Raw genomic sequence first — 21268 nt, forward strand, 5'->3', positions numbered from 1 at the left:
CCGTGTGTAACAAGAGTTTGCCAGAGGGATCGGAGGACCAGCAGTTTTTTGTTTGTTCTTTCGGACCTCATCGCCGGCAACGCCGGCTCCCACAAGGATCGCGTGCACCGCTGAACCTGTGGGAAATTCCATGGTGGCAGGCGAGCAGATTGATGTTGTGACTGCTGGCCTTATCGTCGGCAAGCCGACTCCCACAGGGTTCTGAGTCAGCCATAGCATATGGGCTCGGCGCAATCCCTGTGGGAGCTGGCTTGCCAGCGATGAGGCCCTGAAGAACACCCCTCACCCTCGCCAGGCCAGGGCCTTGTACAGCGCCACGGCATTGCCGTACGACGCGGTCTCCGCCCCGGCAATCTGCTGGCGCAGGCGCAGCAGTTCGCGCTGGCTTTCCAGCACCGCCTGGTAGCTGCCGGATCCCGCTTCGTAGCGTCGGCTGGCGATGTCGAATGCCGCTTGCCCGTGCCGTGCCGAACGGACCAGAGTCTGCAAATAGCGCTGCTGCTCGCTCAACTCGACCACCGCCCCTTCGACCTCTTCCAGCGCCACCAGCAGCACCTGTTCGAAGCGTGCGCCCTCGCCCGCCGAGCGTGCCTGGGCGGCGCGCAATCGCGCGCGGGTGCTGCCGAGGTCGAGCGCCGGCCAGGTCAGGCCCGGCGCCAGTTCGAAGGCCCGCGAGGCACTGCCCAGGTCGCCGTCACGCAAGGCGAAGAAGCCGATGAAGCCACCCAGGTTCAGGCGTGGATACAGATCCGCAGTGGCCGCCCCGACATCCTCGACCCGCGCCGCCAGCAAGCGCTCGGCCTGCTGCACATCCGGCCGGTTGCGAATCAGCCGGTCCACATCACCCAACGGCAACTGCCGCGCCAGCGGGATCGGCGGCAAGCGCCCGAGTTCCACCTCGACATGGCCGGGCCGCTGTCCGCACAACACCGCCAGCCGATACAGGCTGCGCTGCAACCGGCTTTGCAGCGGCGGGATCGACGCTTCCGCCCGCAGCAGGTTGCCCTGGGCGCTTTCCCGGTCCTCGGGCAGGCCGCTGCCCGCCGCCAGTTGCGCCTCGACCATGCGCAGCGTCTCGCTCCAACTGCGCACCTCGTCGGCGGCCAGGACCAGTTGCCGGCGCTGCCCCTGGGCGTCGAACCAGGTCCGCGCCACCTCGGCGGCGAGGCTCAGCCTTGCCTGTTCGAGATCCGCCTGCGACGCCTCGACCCGCGCCTGCGCCGCACGGCTGAGGTGATCGAGGCGGCCGAACAGGTCGAGTTCCCATTGCAGGTCCAGTCCCGCCCGCCACGATTCGGACAGACTACGCTGCGGTGCCGCGCCCGCCACAGCCTGCTGCTCCAGGCTGCGCTGGTAACCCGCCTCGCTGGTGATTCGCGGATAGCGCTGGAGGTCCTGCTCGTCGAGCCCGGCCCGGGCCAGCAGCAGGTTGGCGTGGACCTGGCGCAGGTCGTTGTTCTGCGCCAGGGCCAGGTCGATCAGGCGGGTCAATTGCGCATCCTCGAAAAAGCTCCACCAGTTCGCCTGGGGTTGCCGGCTATCGCTAGAGAATCCGCCAGCCTGCGGGCTGGTCAGCGCGATGGGCGCGACGTCCGGCTGCCGGTATTCAGGCCCGACACTGCATGCCGCCAGGGCGACGGCCGCAGCCAGCACGATCAAAGACTTCATAAGCATTCCTCAAGCCCCCAGGCTGTGTTCGGCGTCCGCCAGTTGCTGCTTGCGCGCACCGTGCACCCGGTGGTCCCGGGCCAGCCATGAATAAAGGGTGGGCAGCACGAACAGGGTGAACAGCGTGCCCACCAGCATCCCGCAGACGATCACCACGCCCAGGCCGAAGCGGCTGGCCGCCCCGGCGCCACTGGCGAACAGCAGCGGCACCACGCCGAAGGTCATCGCCGCGGTGGTCATCAGCACCGGGCGCAGGCGGATCTGCGCGGCACGGACAATCGCTTCGGCCCGGCCGAGGTTGTCGCGCACCTGGATTTCGTTGGCGAACTCGACCATGAGGATGCCGTGCTTGCTGATCAGGCCGATCAGGGTCACCAGGCCGATCTGCGTGTAGATGTTCAAGGTCGCCCAGCCGAGGGCCAGGGGCAGCAGCGCGCCGCAGATCGACAGGGGCACGGTGACCAGGATGATCAGCGGGTCGACCAGGCTTTCGTACTGGGCGGCGAGCACCAGGTAGATCACCACCAGCGCGGCGAGGAACGCCCACACCAGCGCCAGCCCTTCCTGTACGTACTGCCGCGACTCCGACTGCCAGTCATGGCTGAAACCCGGCGGCAGTTCGCTGGCCAGTTGTTCGAGGAAGGCCACCGCCTGGCCCTGGGAAACCCCGGGTGCCGGAATCGCTTGCAGGGTGCTGGCGTTCTGCTGGTCGAATTGCAGCAAGCGGTTGGGCGCCACGCTCATTTCCATGTGCACCACGGTGGACAGTGGCACCAGCCGGCCGTCGTCCGCCCGCACATAGTGGCGGGCCAGGGCCTGCGGGGTCAGGCGCTGGTCGTGGATGCTCTGCGGGATGACATCGTAGGAACGGCCATACAAGGCGAAGCGATTGATGTACTGCTCGCCCACCAGCACCGCCAGGGCGTCGCCGATATCCTGGGTGGCGATGCCGAGGCTGGCAGCCTTGGCCCGGTCGATGCTCAGGCGCAGCACCGGGTTGTTGTAGTCCAGATCACTGTCCACCACGACGAACAGGCCGCTCTCGCGGGCGCGCTGCTTGAGGCCTTCCATGGTCTGGTACAGCTGCGGGTAGTCCTGGGCGCTGCGCAGCACCATCTGCACCGGCAGACCGCCGCTGGAGCCCGGCAGCGGCGCCACCTGGAAGGCGAAGATGCTGCTGCCCTCGACCTCCCCCACCGCCTGTTGCAGCTCGGCCTGAACCTCGGCGGCGGAGCGCGTGCGCGCGTCCCAGGCGCTGAGGTTGATACCGCCGAAGCTCGCCGCCGGGCCGTCGGTGCCGTTGATGATCCAGGTGTCGGTGGTTTCCGGGATCGACTTCATCACCCGGTCGAGCTTGCTGGCGAAGCGTTCGACATAGTCCAGGCTGGCGTATTGCGGCGACTTGATCGCCGTGAGCACCGCCGCCTGGTCCTCGGCCGGCGCCAGCTCGCGCTGGGCGTGCAGGTACAGCCAGGGCAGGCTCAGGCACACCAGTACGGCGATGCCGCCGCTGATCCAGCGTCGTGAAAGCGAGCGCGCCAGTACCCGGCCGTAGCCCTCGCCCAGGCTGCCGAAGACCTTCTCCGCCAGCTTGGCCATCGGCCCTTCCTGCTGGCCGGGCTTGAGCAGCATCGAGCTCATCACCGGCGACAGGGTCAGGGCAACGATGCCGGAAATCACCACCGCCCCCGCCAGGGTCAGGGCGAATTCGCGGAACAGCGCTCCCGTCAGCCCGCCCATCAGGCCGATGGGCGCGTACACCGCCGCCAGGGTCAGGGTCATGGCCACCACCGGCCCGGCAATTTCCCGGGCGCCGACCAGGGCCGCGGCCACCGGAGTCCGGCCTTCTTCTATATGGCGGTGGACGTTTTCCACCACGACGATGGCGTCGTCCACCACCAGGCCGATGGCCAGGACCATGGCCAGCAGGGTGAGCAGGTTGAGGCTGAAACCGAAGGCCAGCATCAGCCCGGCGGCACCGAGCATCGACAGGGGAATCGCCAGCACCGGGATCGCCACGCTGCGCAGCGACCCCAGGCACAGCCAGATCACCAGCACGACGATCAGCATCGCTTCCATCAGGGTATGCAGCACTTCGTCGATGGAGGCTTCGATAAAGCGCGCGGTCTCGTAGGCCAGCGCCACTTTCACCCCCGGCGGCAGGGTCTGCTGGATCTGCGGCAGCAGCTTGCGGATGCCGTCGACGATCACCAGCGGGTTGCCCGAGGGCGTGGGGAACAGGCCCAGGTGCACCGCCGGCTTGCCGTCCATGGTGGCGCTGGTCTGGGTCATCGCCGCGCTCAGTTCGACTGTGCCGATATCGCGCAGGCGCACCAGGTCGCGGCCGTCGTTGCGCACGATCAGGTCGCGGAACGCCTCGACACTGGTCAGGTCGGTATCGACGCGGATATCCGCCAGCACGTATTGCCCGCGTACCTGCCCCGGGGTGGCCTGGTAATTGTTGCGCCGCACCGCCTCGGCCACGTCGGCGGCGGTCACGCCGCGCCCGGCCATGCGCTCGCTGTCGAGCCACAGGCGCATGGCCAGGTTCTGCCCGCCGAAGGTCTGCACCTTGACCACCCCGTCGATCCCGGAGAACTGCGGCTCGACCACCCGTGACAGGTAATCGCTCAGCTCGGGAATCGACAGGCTGTCGCTGGAAAAGCCGACGTAGGCCACGGCCGTCGAGTCCCCCGCCGACAGCTCGACTACCGGGTCGTAAGCCTTTTCCGGCAGGCGATAGCGCACCTGGTTGACCTTGGCCATGGCCTGGGTGAGGGCCTGGGTCGAGTCGCGGTTGAGGGTCATGCGCAGGGTGATGGTGCTGCGTCCCTGGATCGACGAGGACGACAGGTAATCGATGCCCTCCACCGACGACACCGCCTGGGTGATCGGCTGGGTGACGAAGCCCTGCATCAGTTCGGCGGAGGCGCCGGGGTATTCGGTGGTGATGCTGATGGTCGAGCTTTCCAGCAGCGGGTACTGGCGGATCGGCAGCTTGCCCAGGGCGAACAGGCCCATCAGGGTGATCAGCGCACTGACCACCAGGGCCAGCACCGGGCGGCGGACGAACAGGTCGGTGAATTTCACGGTTGCCCCCCTTGTTCCAGGGTGTCTTCGGCCACCGGCTCGACCTGCATGCCATCGCTCAGCTTGAGCTGGCCGGAGACCACGGCACGCTCGCCTTCAGCCAGGCCGGAGGTGATTTCCACCCGGCCCTGCCAGCGCTCGCCGGTGGTCACCCCGACCCGGCTGACGCGCAGGCCGTCCTCGCCCTGGCGGGCGACGAACACGGTCTGGCCGTAGGCGCTGTAGGTGACGGCGGTTTCCGGCAGGGACAGCACCCGCGGCGCCTGCTGCGCGTCGAGGCGCACGCTGGCGTACATGCCGGGTTGCAGGCGTCCATCGGGGTTTTCCAGCACGGCCTGCACCTGGACCAGGCGCGACGAGCTGATCATCGGGTCGATGGCGCTGATTCGTGCCGGGAAGCTCTGCTCCGGCAGGGCATCGACGCTCAAGTGCAATGCTTGCCCGTCTTGCAGGTCGGCAACCGCCTGCTCGTTGAGAGAGAAGTTCACCCGCAACTGGTTAGGCGCGACCAGGCTGGCAATGCTGTCCCCCGGGTTGAGGTATTGCCCCTGGTGCACCCGGCGCAGTCCGAGCTTGCCGGAAAACGGCGCGACGATGGCCTTCTGTGCGATGCGTGCTTCGACCTGCTGCAACTCGCCCCTGGCCATGTCCATGGCGGTGCTGGCGTTGTCCAGTTGCTCCTGGGTGCTGACGTTGGCCGTGCGCAGTTTGCGCGTCCGCTCCAGCAGCGCCTCGGCATTGCGCAGTTGCGCGCGCAGGCGCAGGCGCTCGGCCTGCTCCGGCGCATCGTTGAGCTGGACCAGCAGTTGCCCGGCCTTGACCCGCTGTCCCGATTCGAAGGCAATGCGTGTCACCCGCCCCGCGCTTTCCGCCGCCAGTTGCACCTGGTTGGCCGCTTCCAGTTCGCCGACGGCAAAGCGCTGCCGTGGTGCCTGCACCGCCGTGACGCTGGCCAATGCCACCTTGGTCGCCGGCCAGGCCGCACTGGCCTGGGCCGGCGCCGTCCTGTCCATGGCGATCACCAGGGCCAACCCACCCAGGGCCAGCGCCCCGCCTCCCCACCACAGCTTCTTGCCCATGCTCCGCCCCGCTGATCGATGATGATTCCTGCGCTTGCAGGAACGACGGGGCGGGACTATAAAACCTCAACTTTACTTGAGGTCAACACGGGCAATGGCGAAAAACACAACGGACGGCATGCGCCTGCTCAGCGTCGGCGAAGTGGCGAAACGGGCCGGGGTACCGGTGTCCACCCTGCATTTCTACGAGGCCAAGGGGCTGATCGCCAGCACCCGCAATGGCGGCAACCAGCGGCGTTTTCCGGCGTTGGTGCTGAGGACCATCGCCGTGATCAAGGTGGCACAGCGCACCGGGATTCCGCTGGAGGAGATCAAGCGGGCGTTCGGTCGCTATCCGCCGAACAGCAAGCTGACGGCGGCGCAGTGGGGCGAGATGTCCACGGCCTGGCGCGAAGACCTGAATGCGCGGATCAGGACACTGGAGGCGCTGCGCGACAGCCTGGATGACTGCATTGGTTGTGGCTGCCTGTCGCTGGAGGATTGTCCGTTGCGCAACCCGGAGGACCGGCTGGGGCTGGAGGGGCCGGGGCCACGGGTGCTGGAGAAGGCTTGTCGGAGCAGTTGATGGTTGTGTTGTGGCCAATGGCCTCATCGCCGGCAATGCCGGCTCCCACAAGGTTCTGTGGGGTACGAGATACCTGTGGGAGCCGGCGTTGCCGGCGATGAGGCCCGCAAGAACACCACAAAAAGCCGGACTACCGCAAACCCGCCTGCCCCCGTAGAATGCGCTCCTTTTTTTCCGGGGCAACCTCTCCATGAGCTCAATCGAACAAGGCCCGGCACCGGCCAATGAACTGGTCCTGGGTCTGGAAGACCGGCCGCGCCTGGCGATCGGCCTGCTGGCCGCGCTGCAGCACCTGCTGGCGATCATCGTGCCGATCGTGACCCCGGGCCTGCTGATCTGCCAGGCGCTGGGCGTGTCGGCCCGCGATACCAACCTGATCGTGTCGATGTCGCTGGTGATCTCCGGGATCGCCACCTTCGTCCAGTGCCGCCGCTTCGGGCCGTTCGGCGCCGGGCTGCTGATCGTCCAGGGCACCAGCTTCAACTTCGTCGGCCCGCTGATCGCCGGCGGCGCGCTGATGGTCAAGCAGGGCACGCCGGTGGAAGCGGTGATGGCGGCGATCTTCGGCGTGGTCATCGCCGGTTCGTTCGTGGAGATGGGCATTTCGCGCATCCTGCCCTTCGTCAAGCGCCTGATCACCCCGCTGGTGACCGGCATCGTCGTGCTGATGATCGGCCTGACCCTGATCAAGGTCGGCCTGATCAGCATGGGCGGCGGTTTTGCCGCCATGGGCAACGGCACCTTCGCCAACGGCGAGAACCTGCTGCTGTCCGGCGTGGTGCTGGCGATCATCGTGGTGCTCAACCGCATTCCGGTGGTGTGGATGCGCAGTTGCGCCATCGTCATCGCCCTGGCCGTGGGCTATGCCCTGGCCGGCTACCTGGGCCGCCTGGACTTCACCGGCATGCATGAAGCGGCGCTGTTCCAGGTGCCGGTACCGCTGCACTTCGGCATCGGCTTCTCCTGGTCGCTGTTCATTCCGATGCTGGTGATCTACCTGGTCACTTCGCTGGAAGCCATCGGCGACGTCACCGCCACCAGCAAGGTGTCGCGCCAGCCGGTGGAAGGCCCGCTGTGGATGCAACGAATCAAGGGCGGGGTGCTGGTCAACGGCGCCAATTCGCTGCTGGCTGGGGTGTTCAACACCTTCCCCAGCTCGATTTTCGCGCAGAACAACGGGGTGATTCAGCTGACCGGCATCGCCAGCCGCCATATCGGCGTGTGGATCGCCCTGATGCTGGTGCTGCTCGGCCTGTTCCCGGCGGTGGCCGGGGTGATCCAGGCGGTGCCGGAGCCGGTGCTGGGTGGCGCGGCCATGGTCATGTTCGGTGCGGTGGCTGCGTCGGGGATCAATATCCTCGCCAGCATCAGCCTCGACCGCCGCGCCCTGCTGATCATCGCCGTATCCCTGGCCCTCGGCCTGGGTGTGGCCCAGGTGCCGGAGTTCCTTGCCCATATGCCGGCGGCCCTGCGCAATGTGCTGGAATCCGGCGTGGCCACCGGCGGTATCTGCGCCCTGGTGCTGAACTGGTTCCTGCCGGAAAGCCGTCGCGACGCCTGATCCGCGCCTTGCACCTGACAAGCCCGCAGCCTGCTGCGGGCTTTTTGCTTTATCATTCCCGCAGTTTTTTCCGACAGAGCCTGCAATGAAATTCGCCATCGCGGTTTTTTCCCCGGGCCATGCGCCCTCCTCGCGGCGCGCCTTGCTGTTCGCCCAGGCAGCCTTGGCCGGCGGCCATGAGATCGTCCGCCTGTTCTTCTACCAGGACGGCGTGCACAGCGCCTCGGCCAATATCGTCACGCCCCAGGACGAAAACGACGTACCGGCGCAATGGCGCGAGTTCATCAGCGCCCAGCGCCTGGACGCTGTGGTGTGCATCGCCGCCGCCCTGCGCCGCGGTGTGCTGAACGACGAGGAAGCCAACCGCTACCAGCGCCCGGCGGCCAACCTGCCGGCGCCGTGGGAGTTGTCCGGCCTCGGCCAGTTGCATGAGGCAGCGCAAGGTGCCGACCGCCTGCTCTGCTTTGGAGGCGATTGAAATGGCCAAATCCCTGCTGATTATCAGCCGCCAGGCGCCGTGGAGCGGCCCATCTGCCCGCGAAGCCCTGGATATCGCCCTGGCCGGCGGCGCCTTCGACCTGCCGCTGGGCATGCTGTTCCTCGATGACGGGGTGTTCCAGCTTGCCGCCAACCAGCAGCCTGCGCTGCTGCAACAGAAGAACCTGGCGGCCAATCTCCAGGCCCTGCCGATGTTCGGCGTCGAGGAACTGTTCGCCGCCGCCAGCAGCCTTGCCGAGCGCGGCCTCGGCGCCGATGGCCTGGCCCTTCCGGTAGAGGTGCTGGATGACGCCGGCCTCGCCGCATTGATCGACCGTTTCGACCAGGTGGTAACCCTCTGATGAGCACCCTGCACGTCATTTCCCATTCGCCGTTCGGCGATAACCGTCTTGCCAGTTGCCTGCGTCTGCTCGGCCCGCAGGATGGCCTGCTGCTCTGCGGCGATGCGGTGTATGCGTTGAATCCCGGCACTGCCAATGTCGCCAGCCTGAGCACCCTCGGCCCGCGCCTGTATGCGCTGGCAGAAGACCTGCAGGCCCGCGCCATCGCCGACAGCCCGGCCACCGCCGTGGACTACCCGGGCTTCGTCGCGCTGTCCCTGGACTACGACAAGGTCAACAGCTGGCTATGAGTACCCTGACCGTCAACGGGCGCGACCTGCCGCTGGACAAGGACGGCTACCTGGTGGAACTGGGCGACTGGTCCAGGGAGGTCGCCGAGGCCCTGGCCGAACGCGAGTCCATTGCCCTGAGCACCGAGCACTGGGAAGTGCTGGAGCTGCTGCGCGAGTTCTACCGCGAGTACGAGCTGTCACCGGCGACCCGACCGCTGATCAAGTACGTCGCCCTCAAGCTGGGCACGGAAAAAGGCAACAGCCTGCACCTCAACCGCCTGTTCAATGGCACTCCCGCCAAACTTGCCGCCAAGCTGGCGGGCCTGCCCAAGCCGACCAATTGCATATGATCGAGCCCCTACCCCTGGTTACCGAAACCCCGGCTGAACATCCTTTCGCCGAATTCGTCCGCATCCTCGGCAAGGGCAAGCGCGGCGCCCGCGGCCTGACCCGCGAGGAAGCCCGCAAGGCCATGGGCTTGCTGCTCGATGGCAAGGTCGAGGACACCCAGCTCGGCGCCTTCCTCATGCTGCTGCGACACAAGGAGGAAAGCCCGGAAGAGCTGGCCGGCTTCACCGAGGCCCTGCGCGAGCGCCTGGACACTCCAGCGATTGCCGTGGACCTCGACTGGCCGAGCTATGCCGGCAAGAAGCGCCACCTGCCCTGGTACCTGCTGGCCGTCCGCTGCCTGGCCGCCAATGGCCTGCGCATCCTGATGCACGGCGGCGGCGCGCATACCGCCGGGCGCCTGTATACCGAGCAGTTGCTGGACCTTGTGGGCATTCCCCTGTGCCGCAACTGGAACCAGGTCGAAGCGGCTCTGGACCAATACAACCTGGCCTTCATCCCCCTGCAGGACTGGGCGCCACGCTTGCAACGGATGATCGACCTGCGCAACACCCTCGGCCTGCGTTCACCGATCCATTCGCTGGCCCGGGTCCTCAACCCGCTGGGCGCACGCTGCGGCTTGCAGAGCATCTTCCACCCCGGCTACCAGGCGGTGCACCGCGAGGCCAGCCGCCTGCTCGGTGACCGCGCCATCGTGGTCAAGGGCGATGGCGGCGAGATCGAAATCAATCCGGATGCCACCAGCCACCTGTACGGCACTGCCGAGGGTGTGGAGTGGGACGAGGAATGGCCGCAAATGTCGGCGCAGCGCCATGTGAAACCGGCCAGCCTGGAGCCTGAACACCTGATGCAGGTCTGGCGCGGCGAGTCCAGCGATAGCTATGGCGAAATGGCGGTGGTCGCGACCATGGCCCTGGCCCTGCGTGGTCTTGGCCACGATCAGGAAGGTGCCTTTGCCAAGGCCCGGGAATACTGGGCGGCACGCCAGGCCTGAGAGCAACCCATCTAATCCATCGATCAAATACCCGGGATCTTTGCGCTATTCGTTCGAACTGAAGTCCGTAAACTGGGCTCCAATTTCCTACACGAACTGCCAAGGATTCCCACCATGGGCCTGTTGATCGACGGACGCTGGCATGACCAGTGGTACAAAAGCAGCAAGGACGGCGCCTTCGAGCGTGAAAGCGCACAACGCCGCAACTCCCTGCCCGCCCCCGAGGCCGGGCGTTATCACCTCTATGTGTCGCTGGCCTGCCCCTGGGCCCACCGCACCCTGATCATGCGCAAGCTCAAAGGCCTGGAAAGCCTGATCGACGTGTCGGTGGTCAGTTGGCTGATGGGCGAGCATGGCTGGACCTTCGATACCACCCAGGGCTCCACCGGCGACAAGCTCGACGGCCTCGACTTCCTGCACCAGCGCTACACCCGCGATGACCCGGAGTACACTGGCCGCGTCACCGTGCCGGTGCTGTGGGACAAGCAGGAGCAGCGCATAGTCAACAACGAGTCGTCGCTGATCATCCGCATCTTCAACAGCGACTTCGACGAACTCACCGGCAACCGCCTGGACCTCTATCCCGAGCCGTTGCGGGCCACCATCGATGCGCTCAACGAACGTATCTACCCGGCGGTGAACAACGGCGTTTACCGCGCTGGCTTCGCCACCTCGCAGGGGGCGTATGAAGAGGCGTTCGATGTGCTGTTCGCCGAACTGGATCATCTGGAACAGCTACTGGATCGGCAACGCTACCTGGCCGGCGAATACCTGACCGAAGCGGACATTCGCCTGTTCACCACCCTGGTGCGTTTCGATGCGGTGTACCACGGTCACTTCAAGTGCAACCTGCGGCGCCTGGCGGACTACCCGAACCTGTCGAACTGGCTGCGCGAGCTGTATCAATGGCCGGGGGTGGCGGAGACGGTGAACATGGAGCATATCCAGCGCCATTACTACATGAGCCACAAGACCATCAATCCCAATGGCATCGTGCCGAAGGGGCCGTTGCAGGACTTTGGGGCGGCGCATGATCGGGAACGGTTGGCTGGGCGGAGGATCCGGGAGAAAGGTTGAGGCTGAAAAGCATCGCTGGCAAGCCAGCTCCCACAGGTATCGCGACCACCGCTAAACCTGTGGGAGCTGGCTTGCCAGCGATGAGGGCCTGGAGGCTATTGGGCGCCTTCGAACCAGGCCAGCTTGTCGCGCAACTGCACGACCTCGCCGACAATCACCAGGGTTGGCGCATGCACTTCATGCTCCGCCACCAGTTGCGGCAGGTTGGCCAGGGTGCCGGTGAACACCCGCTGGTTCTTGGTGGTGCCTTGCTGCACCAGCGCCGCCGGGGTACTGGCGGCGCGGCCATGGCGGATCAGTTCGGCACAAATGGTCGGCAAGCCCACCAGCCCCATGTAGAACACCAGGGTCTGCGCCGGCGCGACCAGATCGCTCCAGGGCAGGTTGCTGCTGCCGTCCTTCAGGTGCCCGGTGACAAAACGTACCGACTGGGCGTAATCGCGGTGAGTCAGCGGGATGCCGGCGTAGGCCGAACAACCACTGGCCGCCGTGATACCCGGCACCACCTGGAACGGGATGCCCTGTTCGGCCAGTTCCTCGATCTCCTCGCCACCGCGGCCGAAGATGAACGGATCACCGCCCTTGAGGCGCAACACCCGCTTGCCCTGACGAGCCAGGTCCACCAGTTGCTGGTTGATCTGCTCCTGAGGCACGGCGTGGTCGGCGCGGCGCTTGCCGACATAGATGCGCTCGGCGTCACGCCGGCACATCTCGATGATGGCCGGGGCCACCAGGCGGTCGTAAAGCACCACGTCGGCCTGCTGCATCAGGCGCAAGGCACGGAAGGTCAGGAGGTCGGGGTCACCAGGACCGGCGCCCACCAGGTACACCTCACCGGCGGTTTGCTCGGGCTTGCCGTCGACCTTGGCCTGCAACAGGCGTTCGGCCTCGGCGCCCTGCCCGGCCAGCTGGCGCTCGGCGATCGGGCCCTGGAAAACCTCTTCCCAGAAACCACGACGCTGATTGACGTCCGGATAGAGCTGCTTGACCCGGTCGCGGAAGCGCGCGGCGAGCCCGGCCAGTTCGCCATAGGCAGCGGGAATCCAGGTTTCCAGGCGGGCGCGGATCAACCGCGCCAGCACCGGGGCGTCACCGCCGCTGGAGACCGCGACCACCAGCGGCGAGCGATCGACGATGGCGGGGAAGATCACCGAGCACAGCGCCGGCGCATCCACCACATTGACCGGCACGCAGCGCTGGCGCGCATCCGCCGAGACCTGGGCGTTGAGCGCCGGGTCGTCGGTGGCGGCGATGATCAACTGGCAGCCGTCGAGATCCTGTTCCTGATAGCCACGCTCCAGGATCTCGCCGCCACTGTGCCGAGCCAGCTCGGCCAGTTGCCCCTCGATCTCGGGCGCGACCACGCGCAGTTGCGCCCCGGCATCGGCCAGCAGGCGGGATTTGCGCAAGGCAATCTCGCCGCCGCCGACCACCAGGACCTGGCTGCCGCGCAAATTGTGGAACAGCGGCAGGAATTCCATTTAGCCGATGACCTCAAGGCCGCCCATGTACGGCTTGAGGACTTCCGGTACGCGAATGGTGCCGTCGGCCTGCTGGTAGTTTTCCAGCACCGCGACCAGGGTCCGGCCTACCGCCAGGCCCGAGCCGTTGAGGGTGTGGACCAGCTCCGGCTTGCCGGTTTCCGGGTTGCGCCAGCGCGCCTGCATGCGGCGGGCCTGGAAGTCGCCGCAGTTGGAGCACGAGGAGATCTCGCGGTACTTGTCCTGGCTCGGTACCCAGACTTCCAGGTCGTAGGTCTTCACGGCGCTGAAGCCCATGTCGCCGGTGCACAGGGCGAGGACGCGGTACGGCAGTTCCAGAGCCTGCAGCACGCGCTCGGCGTTGGCAGTCAGGCCTTCCAGGGCTTCCATGGATTTCGACGGCTCGACCACCTGGACCATCTCGACCTTGTCGAACTGGTGCTGGCGGATCATGCCGCGGGTGTCACGACCCGATGCGCCGGCTTCGCTGCGGAAGCACGGGGTGTGGGCGACGAACTTGATCGGCAGGTCCTTGGCGTCGACGATCTCGCCGGCAACGATGTTGGTCAGCGACACTTCGGCGGTCGGGATCAGGTAGAAGTCGGCCTCGCCTTCGCGGCTGATCTTGAACAGGTCTTCCTCGAACTTCGGCAGCTGGCCGGTGCCTTGCAGCGCCGGGGCCTGGACCAGGTACGGGGTGTAGGCCTCTTCGTAACCGTGCTCGTTGATGTGCAGGTTGATCATGAACTGCGCCAGGGCGCGGTGCAGGCGCGCGATCGGGCCGCGCAGCAGGGCGAAACGTGCGCCGGACAGCTTGGCGGCGGTCTCGAAATCGAGGTAGCCGTCGCGCTCGCCGAGGGCGACGTGGTCCTGGATCTGGAAGTCGAACTGGCGCGGGGTGCCCCAGCGACGCACTTCGACGTTGCCGTCTTCGTCGTCGCCGACCGGTACGCTGGCGTCCGGCAGGTTGGGGATGGTCAGCAGGATCTGGTCCAGCTCGGACTGGATCTGGTCCAGCTCGACCTTGCCGGCAGCCAGCTCGCCGGCCATGCGCTCGACGTCGGCCATCAGCGGCGCGATGTCCTCGCCCTTGGCCTTGGCCTGGCCGATGGACTTGGAACGGGCGTTACGCTCGGCCTGCAGTTGTTCGGTACGGGTCTGCACCGTCTTGCGGCGCTCTTCCAGGGATTCGATGCGCGCGACATCCAGGCTGAAGCCACGGGAGGCCAGGCGGTCCGCCACTTCCTGAAGTTGGCCGCGTAACAGTTTGGAATCGAGCATGTCGTTCTCTCGTTATGTGTGGTGTTGGTTCAGATTCGGGTAAGTGCCAGGCCGGCCCAGGTCGCGAGCAGGCCGCCCAGCACGCTGATGCCGGCATAGCCGAACGCCAGCGGCGCCTGCCCGCTTTCGAGCAAGCGCACGGTATCCAGTGAAAAGGATGAAAACGTCGTCAGGCCGCCGAGGAAGCCGACGATCAGGCCGGCACGCAGCTCGACCGGCACGATCGGGCGATGCAAAAACAGCCCGTAGAGCAGGCCGATCAGCAGGCAGCCAACCAGGTTGACCGCCAGCGTACCGAGATAGAAGTGGCGAGGCCAGTTCGCGTTGACCCAATTGGATGTGGCGAAACGCAGCAGGGTGCCGGCAATGCCTCCGGCGCTGACGGCGGCGACGAGTGCGATCAAGGTTTTCTCCGTTGCCGGGGGCTGGTGCGGTCGAGTTCGGCCAGGTGCCTGAGCTTCTCGCCGATCTTCAGTTCGAGACCCCGGGGCACCGGCTGGTAATAGTGGCGCGGTTCCAGTGCTTCAGGGAAGTAGTCTTCACCAGCGGCGTAGGCATCCGGCTCGTCGTGGGCGTAGCGGTATTCCTCGCCGTAGCCCAGTTGCTTCATCAGCTTGGTCGGGGCATTGCGCAGGTGCAGCGGCACTTCCAGCGAGCCGTGCTCGGCCGCCTCGCGCAGGGCGGTCTTGAAGCCCATGTACACCGCGTTGCTTTTCGGCGCGCAGGCCAGGTAGGTGATGGCCTGGGCCACCGCCAGTTCGCCTTCGGGGCTGCCCAGGCGCTCCTGCACGTCCCAGGCCGACAGGCACAGGCTCAGGGCCCGCGGGTCGGCGTTGCCGATATCCTCGCTGGCCATGCGCACCACGCGGCGGGCCAGGTACAGCGGATCGCAGCCGCCATCGAGCATGCGCGCGAACCAGTACAGGGCGGCGTCCGGATTCGAGCCGCGGATGGATTTGTGCAATGCGGAAATCTGGTCGTAGAAGGCTTCACCGCCCTTGTCGAAGCGCCGACGGCTGTCGCCGAGCAGGCTTTGCAGCAGGTCGATACCGATCTCGCTGCCGTCTTCCGCCAGGTCCGAGGCATTTTCGAGGAAGTTGAGCATGCGCCGGCCATCACCGTCGGCGGCGGCCAGGAGCATGGCGAAGGCTTCGTCGCCGAGGCGCAGGTTGCGTTTGCCCAGGCCGCGCTCTTCCGTCAGTGCGCGCTGCACCAGACGGCGCAGGGCCTCTTCGTCGAGGCTCTTGAGCACGTAGACCCGGGCCCGCGACAGCAGCGCGTTGTTCAGTTCGAACGAGGGGTTTTCGGTGGTCGCACCGATGAAGATCAGGGTGCCGTCTTCCACGTAGGGCAGGAAGGCGTCCTGCTGCGACTTGTTGAAGCGGTGCACTTCGTCGACGAAGAGGATGGTCCGCCGGCCGTACTGGGCGGCCTGCTGCTTGGCGACTTCCACCGCCTGGCGGATCTCCTTGACCCCCGCGAGCACCGCCGACACCGTTTCGAAATGGGCATCGCAGAACTGCGCCAGCAGCCGCGCCAGGGTGGTCTTGCCGACCCCGGGCGGGCCCCAGAAGATCATCGAATGCAGCGCGCCCTGCTCCAGCGCCTCGCGCAGCGGCTTGCCGCGGGCGAGCAGGTGCTGCTGGCCGACGTATTCGTCCAGGTTGGCCGGGCGCATACGCGCGGCCAGGGGCTGGGCAACCGGTTCACTGCGAAACAGGTCCATGGACGACTATGCGACCTCTTACTCTTTGATCACGTCCGCGCCCTTGGGGACGTCGAACTTGAACTTGCTGTCCGCCACCGCTTCGTTGGCGCGCACGCCATTGAACAGGATGTCGGTGCGCTGGCCGACGCTGTCGATCAGGCGCATGTTGTTCACCAGGCCCTTGCGGAACGACAGGCTCAGGGAGTCGAACAGGGTGTCCTTGGTCTTCGGCTTGAGCACGAAGTCCATGACCTCGCCCTGCTCCTTGGAGGTGATGTCGAAGCTTTCGCTGATCTTCGACACGTCGCCGGACAGCAGCAGCGCCGGGGTCTGGGTCTGGCGCGGGTCGAGCTTCTTGATGGTGGCCTGTTCCAGGTCCGGGTCCCACAGGGTGACATTGACGCCATCGGAGACCACCACCTGCTCCTGCGGTGCATCGGTGTGCCAGTAGAACAGGCCAGGACGCTTGACCGCCATCTGCCCGGTGGTTTCCTGCAACTGGGTGCCGCTGGCGTCGAGGGTCAGCTGGGAGAAGCTGGCCTGGATGGTCTTCGAGTTGTTCAACAGCTGGGTCAGGCGCGCCACGTCGGCGTCGGCGGCGAACACCGAGGCACTGGACAGGCTCAAAGCGGAAACCAACATCATGCGAATCAGGCGCATGGCAATCCTCGTTGCAGAATGAATGAAGCGGCGGGCCAGGTGCCCGCCCAGGTCTCAGTCCCGCGCCTGTCCAGGCGCGATGACTTCGCGTGATCCGTTGGTGTTCATGGGGGTGACCACACCGGCCATTTCCATCGCCTCGATCATCCGCGCGGCGCGGTTGTAGCCGATCTTCAGCTTGCGCTGCACAGCGGAAATCGAGGCACGGCGGCTTTCCAGGACGAACTGCACCGCTTCGTCGTAGAGCGCGTCGGTTTCGGCGTCGTCGCCGCCTTCACCGCCACCACCGCCATCGAAGCCGCTACCGGCCTCTTCGACGCCGTTGAGGATGTCGTCGTTGTAGTCCGGCGCACCGCGCAGCTTCCACGCTTCGACCACGCGATGCACCTCGTCGTCGGAGACGAAGGCGCCATGCACGCGGATCGGCAGGCTGGTACCCGGCGGCATGTAGAGCATGTCGCCGTGGCCGAGCAGTTGCTCGGCACCGCCCTGGTCGATGATGGTCCGCGAGTCGATCTTGCTCGACACCTGGAAGGCCATGCGCGTCGGGATGTTGGCCTTGATCAGGCCAGTGATCACGTCCACCGACGGCCGCTGGGTGGCGAGGATCAGGTGGATACCGGCGGCCCGCGCCTTCTGCGCGATACGGGCAATGAGCTCTTCGACCTTCTTGCCAACGATCATCATCATGTCGGCGAATTCGTCCACCACCACCACGATGGTCGGCAGGGTGTGCAGCGTCGGCGGCACATCGTCCATGCTTTCGCGGCGGAACATCGGGTCGTAGATCGGCTCGCCGGCTTCCTCGGCGTCCTTGATCTTGCGGTTGAAGCCGGCCAGGTTGCGCACGCCCATGGCCGCCATCAGCTTGTAGCGCCGCTCCATCTCGGCAACGCTCCAGCGCAGGGCATTGGCGGCGTCCTTCATGTCGGTGACCACCGGGCAGAGCAGGTGCGGAATGCCTTCGTAGATCGACAGTTCGAGCATCTTCGGGTCGATCATGATCAGTTTGGCGTCTTGCGGGCTGGACTTGAACAGGATCGACAGGATCATGGCGTTGACCCCCACCGACTTACCGGAACCGGTAGTACCGGCGACCAGCAGGTGGGGCATCTTGGCCAGGTCGGTGATCACCGGCTTGCCGCCGATGTCGTGGCCCAGGGCCATGGTCACCGGCGACTTGGCCTCGTCGTACTGCGGCGACGACAGTACCTCGGAGAAGCGCACGATCTGCCGGTCTTCGTTGGGGATCTCGATACCCACGGTGGTCTTGCCGGGGATCACTTCGACCACGCGCACGCTGGTCACTGCCAGGGAGCGCGCCAGGTCCTTGGCCAGGTTGGCGATACGGCTGACCTTGACCCCGGCGGCCGGCTGGATTTCGTAGCGGGTGATCACCGGACCCGGGTGGATCGAGTCCACCGAGACCTCGACGCCGAATTCCTTCAGCTTGATTTCCAGCAACTGGCCGACGCCCGCGAGGGATTCCGGCGAGTAGTTGACCTTCTTGGCCTCGGCCGGATCGAGAATGGAAATCGGCGGCAGCGTGCCTTCGACGGCGCTGTCGACGAACAGCGGAACCTGTTTCTCCTTCTGCACGCGCTTGCTGGGCTCGGGGGCCTTGGCGGGTGCGGGCATGATGACCGGCGGGGTCTTTTCCTCGCGCTCGGCCACGTGTTTTGCCAGGGCCTGGTCGCGCTCGATGATGCGTTCGCGGGCCTTGGCCTGCTCGCGGCGGTCCGGCACCACCGGGGCCACCACTTCGTTGACCTGCTGGTCGACCTCGCGCAATTGCGCGACCAGTTGCTTGCGCTCGTTGCGCGCACTCCACCAGCGGCTGGCGGCGCCCTGGATCAGTTCGAAGAGATCGAGGGTGATCTTGCCGGTGATATCCATGACCTTGAACCACGACAGATCGGTGAACACCGTAAGGCCGAAAAGGAACAGGGCGATGAACATCAGGGTGCTGCCCTGCACGTTCAGGGCGTTTTTCGCCAGGTCGCCGAGGCTTTCGCCCAGCGCACCACCGGCCGAGGCCGGCAGGCTCGGGGCGGAATGGAAATGGATATGCGCCAGGGCGGCGCCGGAAAGGACCAGGAATACCAGGCCGATCAGCCGCCAGGAGAACAGCCAGCCGCTCCACTGCCAGGGCTGGTGGCGTTCGCGGAAGATCTGCCAGGTCTTGATCGCCAGCAGCAAGGGGAAGATATAGGCGAAGTAGCCCAGCACCATGAACAGGATATCGGCGAAGAAGGCACCGGCACGGCCCGCAGCGTTCTGCACCTGGTCGACGTTGCTGGTGTGGCTGAAACCGGGGTCGGCCTGGTCGTAGCTCAGCAATGCCATCCACAGATAGAGGCACAGGGCGCCCATGGCAATCAGGGCACCTTCCTTGAGCCTGTAGTGCAACTGCTGGCGCCAGAGCGGCTCGGGGTTGGGTGTTGCTGTGGTTTTCTTCAAAACAGGTCTATTCCTGCGCGGATGCGCGTCCAACCGTGATTGACCAAGGGGGCCGGTCAACAAATCACTACTTTTAACATTACTGCCGATCCATCGCCATTACGCTCGGCGGAGCGTGCCACGACAGGATCAAATTCCAATACAACAATTTGAGCACGCATTTTCTTTTGTGACAAAGGCTTATGCGGGGTTTTTGCGTAGTTGGGACAACTGCCCCGGCATTAAGTTGCGCACAAGGCAAGCGGCCATCATCGGAGGTGCACCGGCAGGTCTGCGCCGGGGTTGTCCCGTGGGGCTTTTTCGGGTCATGCTGGGCGCCCTCCCCTCCCCCGCCAAACCGTGACGGACGACGATGCTGACCTGGCTGAACCGCTCTACCCTGTATTTCCCGCCATTGGAAAAGGCCCTGCGCGAACCTGAAGGCCTGCTCGCCGCTGGTGGCGACCTGCGTCCGGAACGGCTGGTACAGGCTTATCGCCATGGCTGCTTTCCCTGGTACCAGGATGGCCAGCCGATCCTTTGGTGGTCGCCGGATCCGCGCACGGTGCTGTTTCCCGATGAACTGCATGTCTCGCGCTCGCTGCGCAAGGTGATCCGCCAGGGGCAGTACCAGGTCAGTTTCGACCAGGACTTCGCCGCCGTGATCGCTGCCTGCGCCGCACCCAGGGTATACGCCGACGGTACCTGGATCACCGACAGCATGCAGAGCGCCTATGTAGAGCTGCATCGCCAAGGCCTCGCCCACTCGGTGGAGGTTCGCCGCGACGGTGAGATGGTCGGCGGGCTCTATGGCCTGGCCATGGGGCGACTATTCTTCGGCGAGTCGATGTTCAGCCGGGCCGACAATGCCTCCAAGGTCGGCTTCGTCGCACTGGTCGAGCACCTGCGCGATGCCGGTTTCGTCCTGATCGACTGCCAGATGCCTACCCAGCACCTGCACAGCCTGGGCGCCCGCGCCATCGCCAGGGCAACCTTCGCCGATTATCTGCGTCAATATCTGGACCAGCCCAATCGAGCGAGCTGGATCTGCCAGCAAGCCGTTTGCTAGGCGAGTTTTCAGAGCTGGCTTACAATTAGTAAAAAACCTGCCGAGGGGTTGATCATGACTGAGTTGGCGCGGTTGAAGTTCTATGCCACTCAACCCCATGCCTGCAGCTACCTGCCTGACGAGCAGGCCACCACGCTGTTTCTCGATCCGAGCCAGCCGATGGACGCCACCGTCTATGCGGACCTGTCGGAAATGGGCTTTCGTCGCAGTGGCGACCATCTGTATCGGCCTCATTGCCAGAACTGCAATGCGTGCGTGCCGGCGCGCATTCCGGCTGCGCGCTTCACGCCGAACCGGCAGCAGAAGCGCATCATCAAGCGTAACGCCGACCTGGTCGTCAGCCCTGCCCGCCCCTCGTTCAACGAGGAATACTTCGACCTCTATCGGCGCTATATCGAGCAACGCCACGCCGACGGCGATATGTATCCACCCAGCCGCGACCAGTTTTCCACCTTCCTGGTGCGCGACCTGCCGTTTTCACGCTTCTACGAATTCCGTCTCGACGGACGGCTGGTGGCCGTGGCGGTGACCGACCTGCTGCCTAACGGGCTGTCGGCGGTCTACACCTTCTATGAACCGACCGAGGAGCGCCGCAGCCTCGGGCGCTATGCCATCCTCTGGCAGATCGGCGAAACGCTGCGCCTGGGCCTGGATGCGGTTTACCTGGGGTACTGGATCAAGAACTGCAAGAAAATGAACTACAAGACCCAATACCGGCCTATCGAACTGCTGATCAACCAGCGCTGGGTCACCCTTAATTGAAATCCTTGGCTTGACCTTCCTTTTTCGGGCACAATGCACGCCACTTTTTGTAGCCGGGTGCTTCTGTGGCCGGCCATAACTGAACACCGAGGGCTTTACTGCATGTCGAAAGAAGACAGCTTCGAAATGGAAGGCACTGTCGTCGACACCCTGCCCAACACCATGTTCCGCGTGGAGTTGGAAAACGGGCACGTCGTAACCGCGCACATCTCCGGAAAGATGCGCAAGAACTACATCCGTATCCTGACTGGCGACAAGGTCCGCGTCGAACTGACGCCGTACGACCTGAGCAAAGGGCGCATCACCTACCGCGCTCGCTAACAGTCAGTACGACGAAAAAGCCCGGCAGATGCCGGGCTTTTTTGTGGTTTCTGT

The 21268-nt window shown here is 65.4% G+C and carries 20 protein-coding genes; 11 read left to right on the top strand and 9 right to left on the bottom strand.

The genetic code is table 11. The features are described from left to right. Positions 1-282 precede the first annotated feature (282 nt). Genes ACODSK_RS22845 through ACODSK_RS22855 form a run of 3 tightly spaced genes read right to left on the bottom strand, consistent with a single transcriptional unit; the run spans position 283 to position 5837 of the window. Positions 283-1668 (bottom strand): efflux transporter outer membrane subunit, encoded by a 1386-nt coding sequence (locus ACODSK_RS22845; RefSeq protein WP_489019360.1) that lies wholly within the window; start codon positions 1666-1668, stop codon positions 283-285. Positions 1669-1677: 9 nt separating this feature from the next. Continuing rightward, positions 1678-4758 (bottom strand): MexW/MexI family multidrug efflux RND transporter permease subunit, encoded by a 3081-nt coding sequence (locus tag ACODSK_RS22850; RefSeq protein WP_489019361.1) that lies wholly within the window; start codon positions 4756-4758, stop codon positions 1678-1680. Then, a complete protein-coding gene (locus ACODSK_RS22855; protein ID WP_489019362.1) occupies positions 4755-5837 on the bottom strand; it encodes an efflux RND transporter periplasmic adaptor subunit in 1083 nt (360 codons plus the stop codon). The genes ACODSK_RS22850 and ACODSK_RS22855 overlap by 4 nt, the downstream gene beginning before the upstream one ends. Positions 5838-5931: 94 nt before the next feature. On the opposite strand from ACODSK_RS22855, the gene soxR reads away from it, so the two are divergent. The 8 genes from soxR to ACODSK_RS22895 all read left to right on the top strand — a co-directional run bounded on the left by soxR (position 5932) and on the right by ACODSK_RS22895 (position 11493). Next, on the top strand, positions 5932-6402 hold the full coding sequence (gene soxR, locus ACODSK_RS22860) for a redox-sensitive transcriptional activator SoxR (protein ID WP_489019363.1): 471 nt from the start codon (positions 5932-5934) through the stop codon (positions 6400-6402). A gap of 190 nt (positions 6403-6592) precedes the next feature. Beyond that, positions 6593-7963 carry a nucleobase:cation symporter-2 family protein gene (locus ACODSK_RS22865; protein WP_489019364.1) on the top strand — a complete coding sequence of 457 codons (1371 nt, stop codon included), beginning with the start codon at positions 6593-6595 and terminating at the stop codon, positions 7961-7963. A gap of 85 nt (positions 7964-8048) precedes the next feature. Next, positions 8049-8441, top strand: a complete 393-nt coding sequence (gene tusD / locus ACODSK_RS22870) for a sulfurtransferase complex subunit TusD (protein ID WP_489019365.1) — start codon at positions 8049-8051, stop codon at positions 8439-8441. A 1-nt stretch (position 8442) separates the two neighbouring features. Then, positions 8443-8802 carry a sulfurtransferase complex subunit TusC gene (gene tusC, locus ACODSK_RS22875; RefSeq protein ID WP_489019366.1) on the top strand — a complete coding sequence of 120 codons (360 nt, stop codon included), beginning with the start codon at positions 8443-8445 and terminating at the stop codon, positions 8800-8802. Next, positions 8802-9092 (top strand): sulfurtransferase complex subunit TusB, encoded by a 291-nt coding sequence (gene tusB, locus ACODSK_RS22880; protein ID WP_489019367.1) that lies wholly within the window; start codon positions 8802-8804, stop codon positions 9090-9092. Before tusC ends, tusB begins: the two co-directional genes overlap by 1 nt. Then, on the top strand, positions 9089-9424 hold the full coding sequence (locus tag ACODSK_RS22885) for a TusE/DsrC/DsvC family sulfur relay protein (protein WP_489019368.1): 336 nt from the start codon (positions 9089-9091) through the stop codon (positions 9422-9424). Before tusB ends, ACODSK_RS22885 begins: the two co-directional genes overlap by 4 nt. Continuing rightward, complete coding sequence (locus ACODSK_RS22890; protein WP_489019369.1) at positions 9421-10416, top strand: glycosyl transferase family protein; 996 nt, start codon at positions 9421-9423, stop codon at positions 10414-10416. The genes ACODSK_RS22885 and ACODSK_RS22890 overlap by 4 nt, the downstream gene beginning before the upstream one ends. 114 nt (positions 10417-10530) lie before the next feature. Continuing rightward, positions 10531-11493, top strand: a complete 963-nt coding sequence (locus ACODSK_RS22895) for a glutathione S-transferase family protein (RefSeq protein WP_489019370.1) — start codon at positions 10531-10533, stop codon at positions 11491-11493. A gap of 95 nt (positions 11494-11588) precedes the next feature. On the opposite strand, the gene cysG is transcribed toward ACODSK_RS22895, so the two are convergent. From cysG to ftsK, 6 genes are read right to left on the bottom strand one after another with little or no spacing between them, the layout of a single operon-like run. After that, a complete protein-coding gene (cysG, locus tag ACODSK_RS22900; RefSeq protein WP_489019371.1) occupies positions 11589-12974 on the bottom strand; it encodes a siroheme synthase CysG in 1386 nt (461 codons plus the stop codon). Then, a complete protein-coding gene (gene serS / locus ACODSK_RS22905; protein ID WP_489019372.1) occupies positions 12975-14255 on the bottom strand; it encodes a serine--tRNA ligase in 1281 nt (426 codons plus the stop codon). 29 nt (positions 14256-14284) lie between these two features. Continuing rightward, positions 14285-14659: a fluoride efflux transporter CrcB gene (gene crcB, locus ACODSK_RS22910; protein WP_489019373.1), complete on the bottom strand. Its 375-nt coding sequence runs from the start codon at positions 14657-14659 to the stop codon at positions 14285-14287. Then, on the bottom strand, positions 14656-15981 hold the full coding sequence (locus ACODSK_RS22915) for a replication-associated recombination protein A (protein ID WP_489019374.1): 1326 nt from the start codon (positions 15979-15981) through the stop codon (positions 14656-14658). The genes crcB and ACODSK_RS22915 overlap by 4 nt, the downstream gene beginning before the upstream one ends. Positions 15982-15999: 18 nt before the next feature. After that, the gene (lolA, locus tag ACODSK_RS22920; protein WP_489019375.1) at positions 16000-16623 is read right to left on the bottom strand and encodes an outer membrane lipoprotein periplasmic chaperone LolA; all 624 of its coding nucleotides are present in this window, start codon (positions 16621-16623) and stop codon (positions 16000-16002) included. Positions 16624-16677: 54 nt separating this feature from the next. Beyond that, the gene (gene ftsK, locus ACODSK_RS22925; protein ID WP_489019376.1) at positions 16678-19083 is read right to left on the bottom strand and encodes a DNA translocase FtsK; all 2406 of its coding nucleotides are present in this window, start codon (positions 19081-19083) and stop codon (positions 16678-16680) included. A gap of 352 nt (positions 19084-19435) precedes the next feature. On the opposite strand from ftsK, the gene aat reads away from it, so the two are divergent. The 3 genes from aat (at position 19436) to infA (ending at position 21214) form a co-directional block, all read left to right on the top strand. Further along, positions 19436-20131 (top strand): leucyl/phenylalanyl-tRNA--protein transferase, encoded by a 696-nt coding sequence (gene aat, locus ACODSK_RS22930; RefSeq protein ID WP_489019377.1) that lies wholly within the window; start codon positions 19436-19438, stop codon positions 20129-20131. 54 nt (positions 20132-20185) lie between these two features. Next, a complete protein-coding gene (locus ACODSK_RS22935) occupies positions 20186-20893 on the top strand; it encodes an arginyltransferase (protein ID WP_489019378.1) in 708 nt (235 codons plus the stop codon). A 102-nt stretch (positions 20894-20995) separates the two neighbouring features. Then, on the top strand, positions 20996-21214 hold the full coding sequence (gene infA, locus ACODSK_RS22940) for a translation initiation factor IF-1 (RefSeq protein ID WP_002553999.1): 219 nt from the start codon (positions 20996-20998) through the stop codon (positions 21212-21214). The last annotated feature ends 54 nt before the right edge of the window (positions 21215-21268 follow it).

This window comes from Pseudomonas sp. FG98, assembly GCF_057808595.1.

Excerpts from the sequence above, each read along its gene's own strand:
- aat (WP_489019377.1), top strand. The coding sequence starts at position 19,436 with ATGCTGACCTGGCTGAACCGCTCTACCCTGTATTTCCCGCCATTGGAA.
- lolA (WP_489019375.1), bottom strand. The coding sequence starts at position 16,623 with ATGCGCCTGATTCGCATGATGTTGGTTTCCGCTTTGAGCCTGTCCAGT.
- tusC (WP_489019366.1), top strand. The coding sequence starts at position 8,443 with ATGGCCAAATCCCTGCTGATTATCAGCCGCCAGGCGCCGTGGAGCGGC.
- ACODSK_RS22935 (WP_489019378.1), top strand. The coding sequence starts at position 20,186 with ATGACTGAGTTGGCGCGGTTGAAGTTCTATGCCACTCAACCCCATGCC.
- ACODSK_RS22890 (WP_489019369.1), top strand. The coding sequence starts at position 9,421 with ATGATCGAGCCCCTACCCCTGGTTACCGAAACCCCGGCTGAACATCCT.
- ACODSK_RS22855 (WP_489019362.1), bottom strand. The coding sequence starts at position 5,837 with ATGGGCAAGAAGCTGTGGTGGGGAGGCGGGGCGCTGGCCCTGGGTGGG.
- ACODSK_RS22865 (WP_489019364.1), top strand. The coding sequence starts at position 6,593 with ATGAGCTCAATCGAACAAGGCCCGGCACCGGCCAATGAACTGGTCCTG.
- ACODSK_RS22885 (WP_489019368.1), top strand. The coding sequence starts at position 9,089 with ATGAGTACCCTGACCGTCAACGGGCGCGACCTGCCGCTGGACAAGGAC.
- ACODSK_RS22845 (WP_489019360.1), bottom strand. The coding sequence starts at position 1,668 with ATGAAGTCTTTGATCGTGCTGGCTGCGGCCGTCGCCCTGGCGGCATGC.
- ACODSK_RS22915 (WP_489019374.1), bottom strand. The coding sequence starts at position 15,981 with ATGGACCTGTTTCGCAGTGAACCGGTTGCCCAGCCCCTGGCCGCGCGT.
- serS (WP_489019372.1), bottom strand. The coding sequence starts at position 14,255 with ATGCTCGATTCCAAACTGTTACGCGGCCAACTTCAGGAAGTGGCGGAC.
- tusB (WP_489019367.1), top strand. The coding sequence starts at position 8,802 with ATGAGCACCCTGCACGTCATTTCCCATTCGCCGTTCGGCGATAACCGT.
- tusD (WP_489019365.1), top strand. The coding sequence starts at position 8,049 with ATGAAATTCGCCATCGCGGTTTTTTCCCCGGGCCATGCGCCCTCCTCG.
- cysG (WP_489019371.1), bottom strand. The coding sequence starts at position 12,974 with ATGGAATTCCTGCCGCTGTTCCACAATTTGCGCGGCAGCCAGGTCCTG.
- infA (WP_002553999.1), top strand. The coding sequence starts at position 20,996 with ATGTCGAAAGAAGACAGCTTCGAAATGGAAGGCACTGTCGTCGACACC.
- soxR (WP_489019363.1), top strand. The coding sequence starts at position 5,932 with ATGGCGAAAAACACAACGGACGGCATGCGCCTGCTCAGCGTCGGCGAA.
- ACODSK_RS22895 (WP_489019370.1), top strand. The coding sequence starts at position 10,531 with ATGGGCCTGTTGATCGACGGACGCTGGCATGACCAGTGGTACAAAAGC.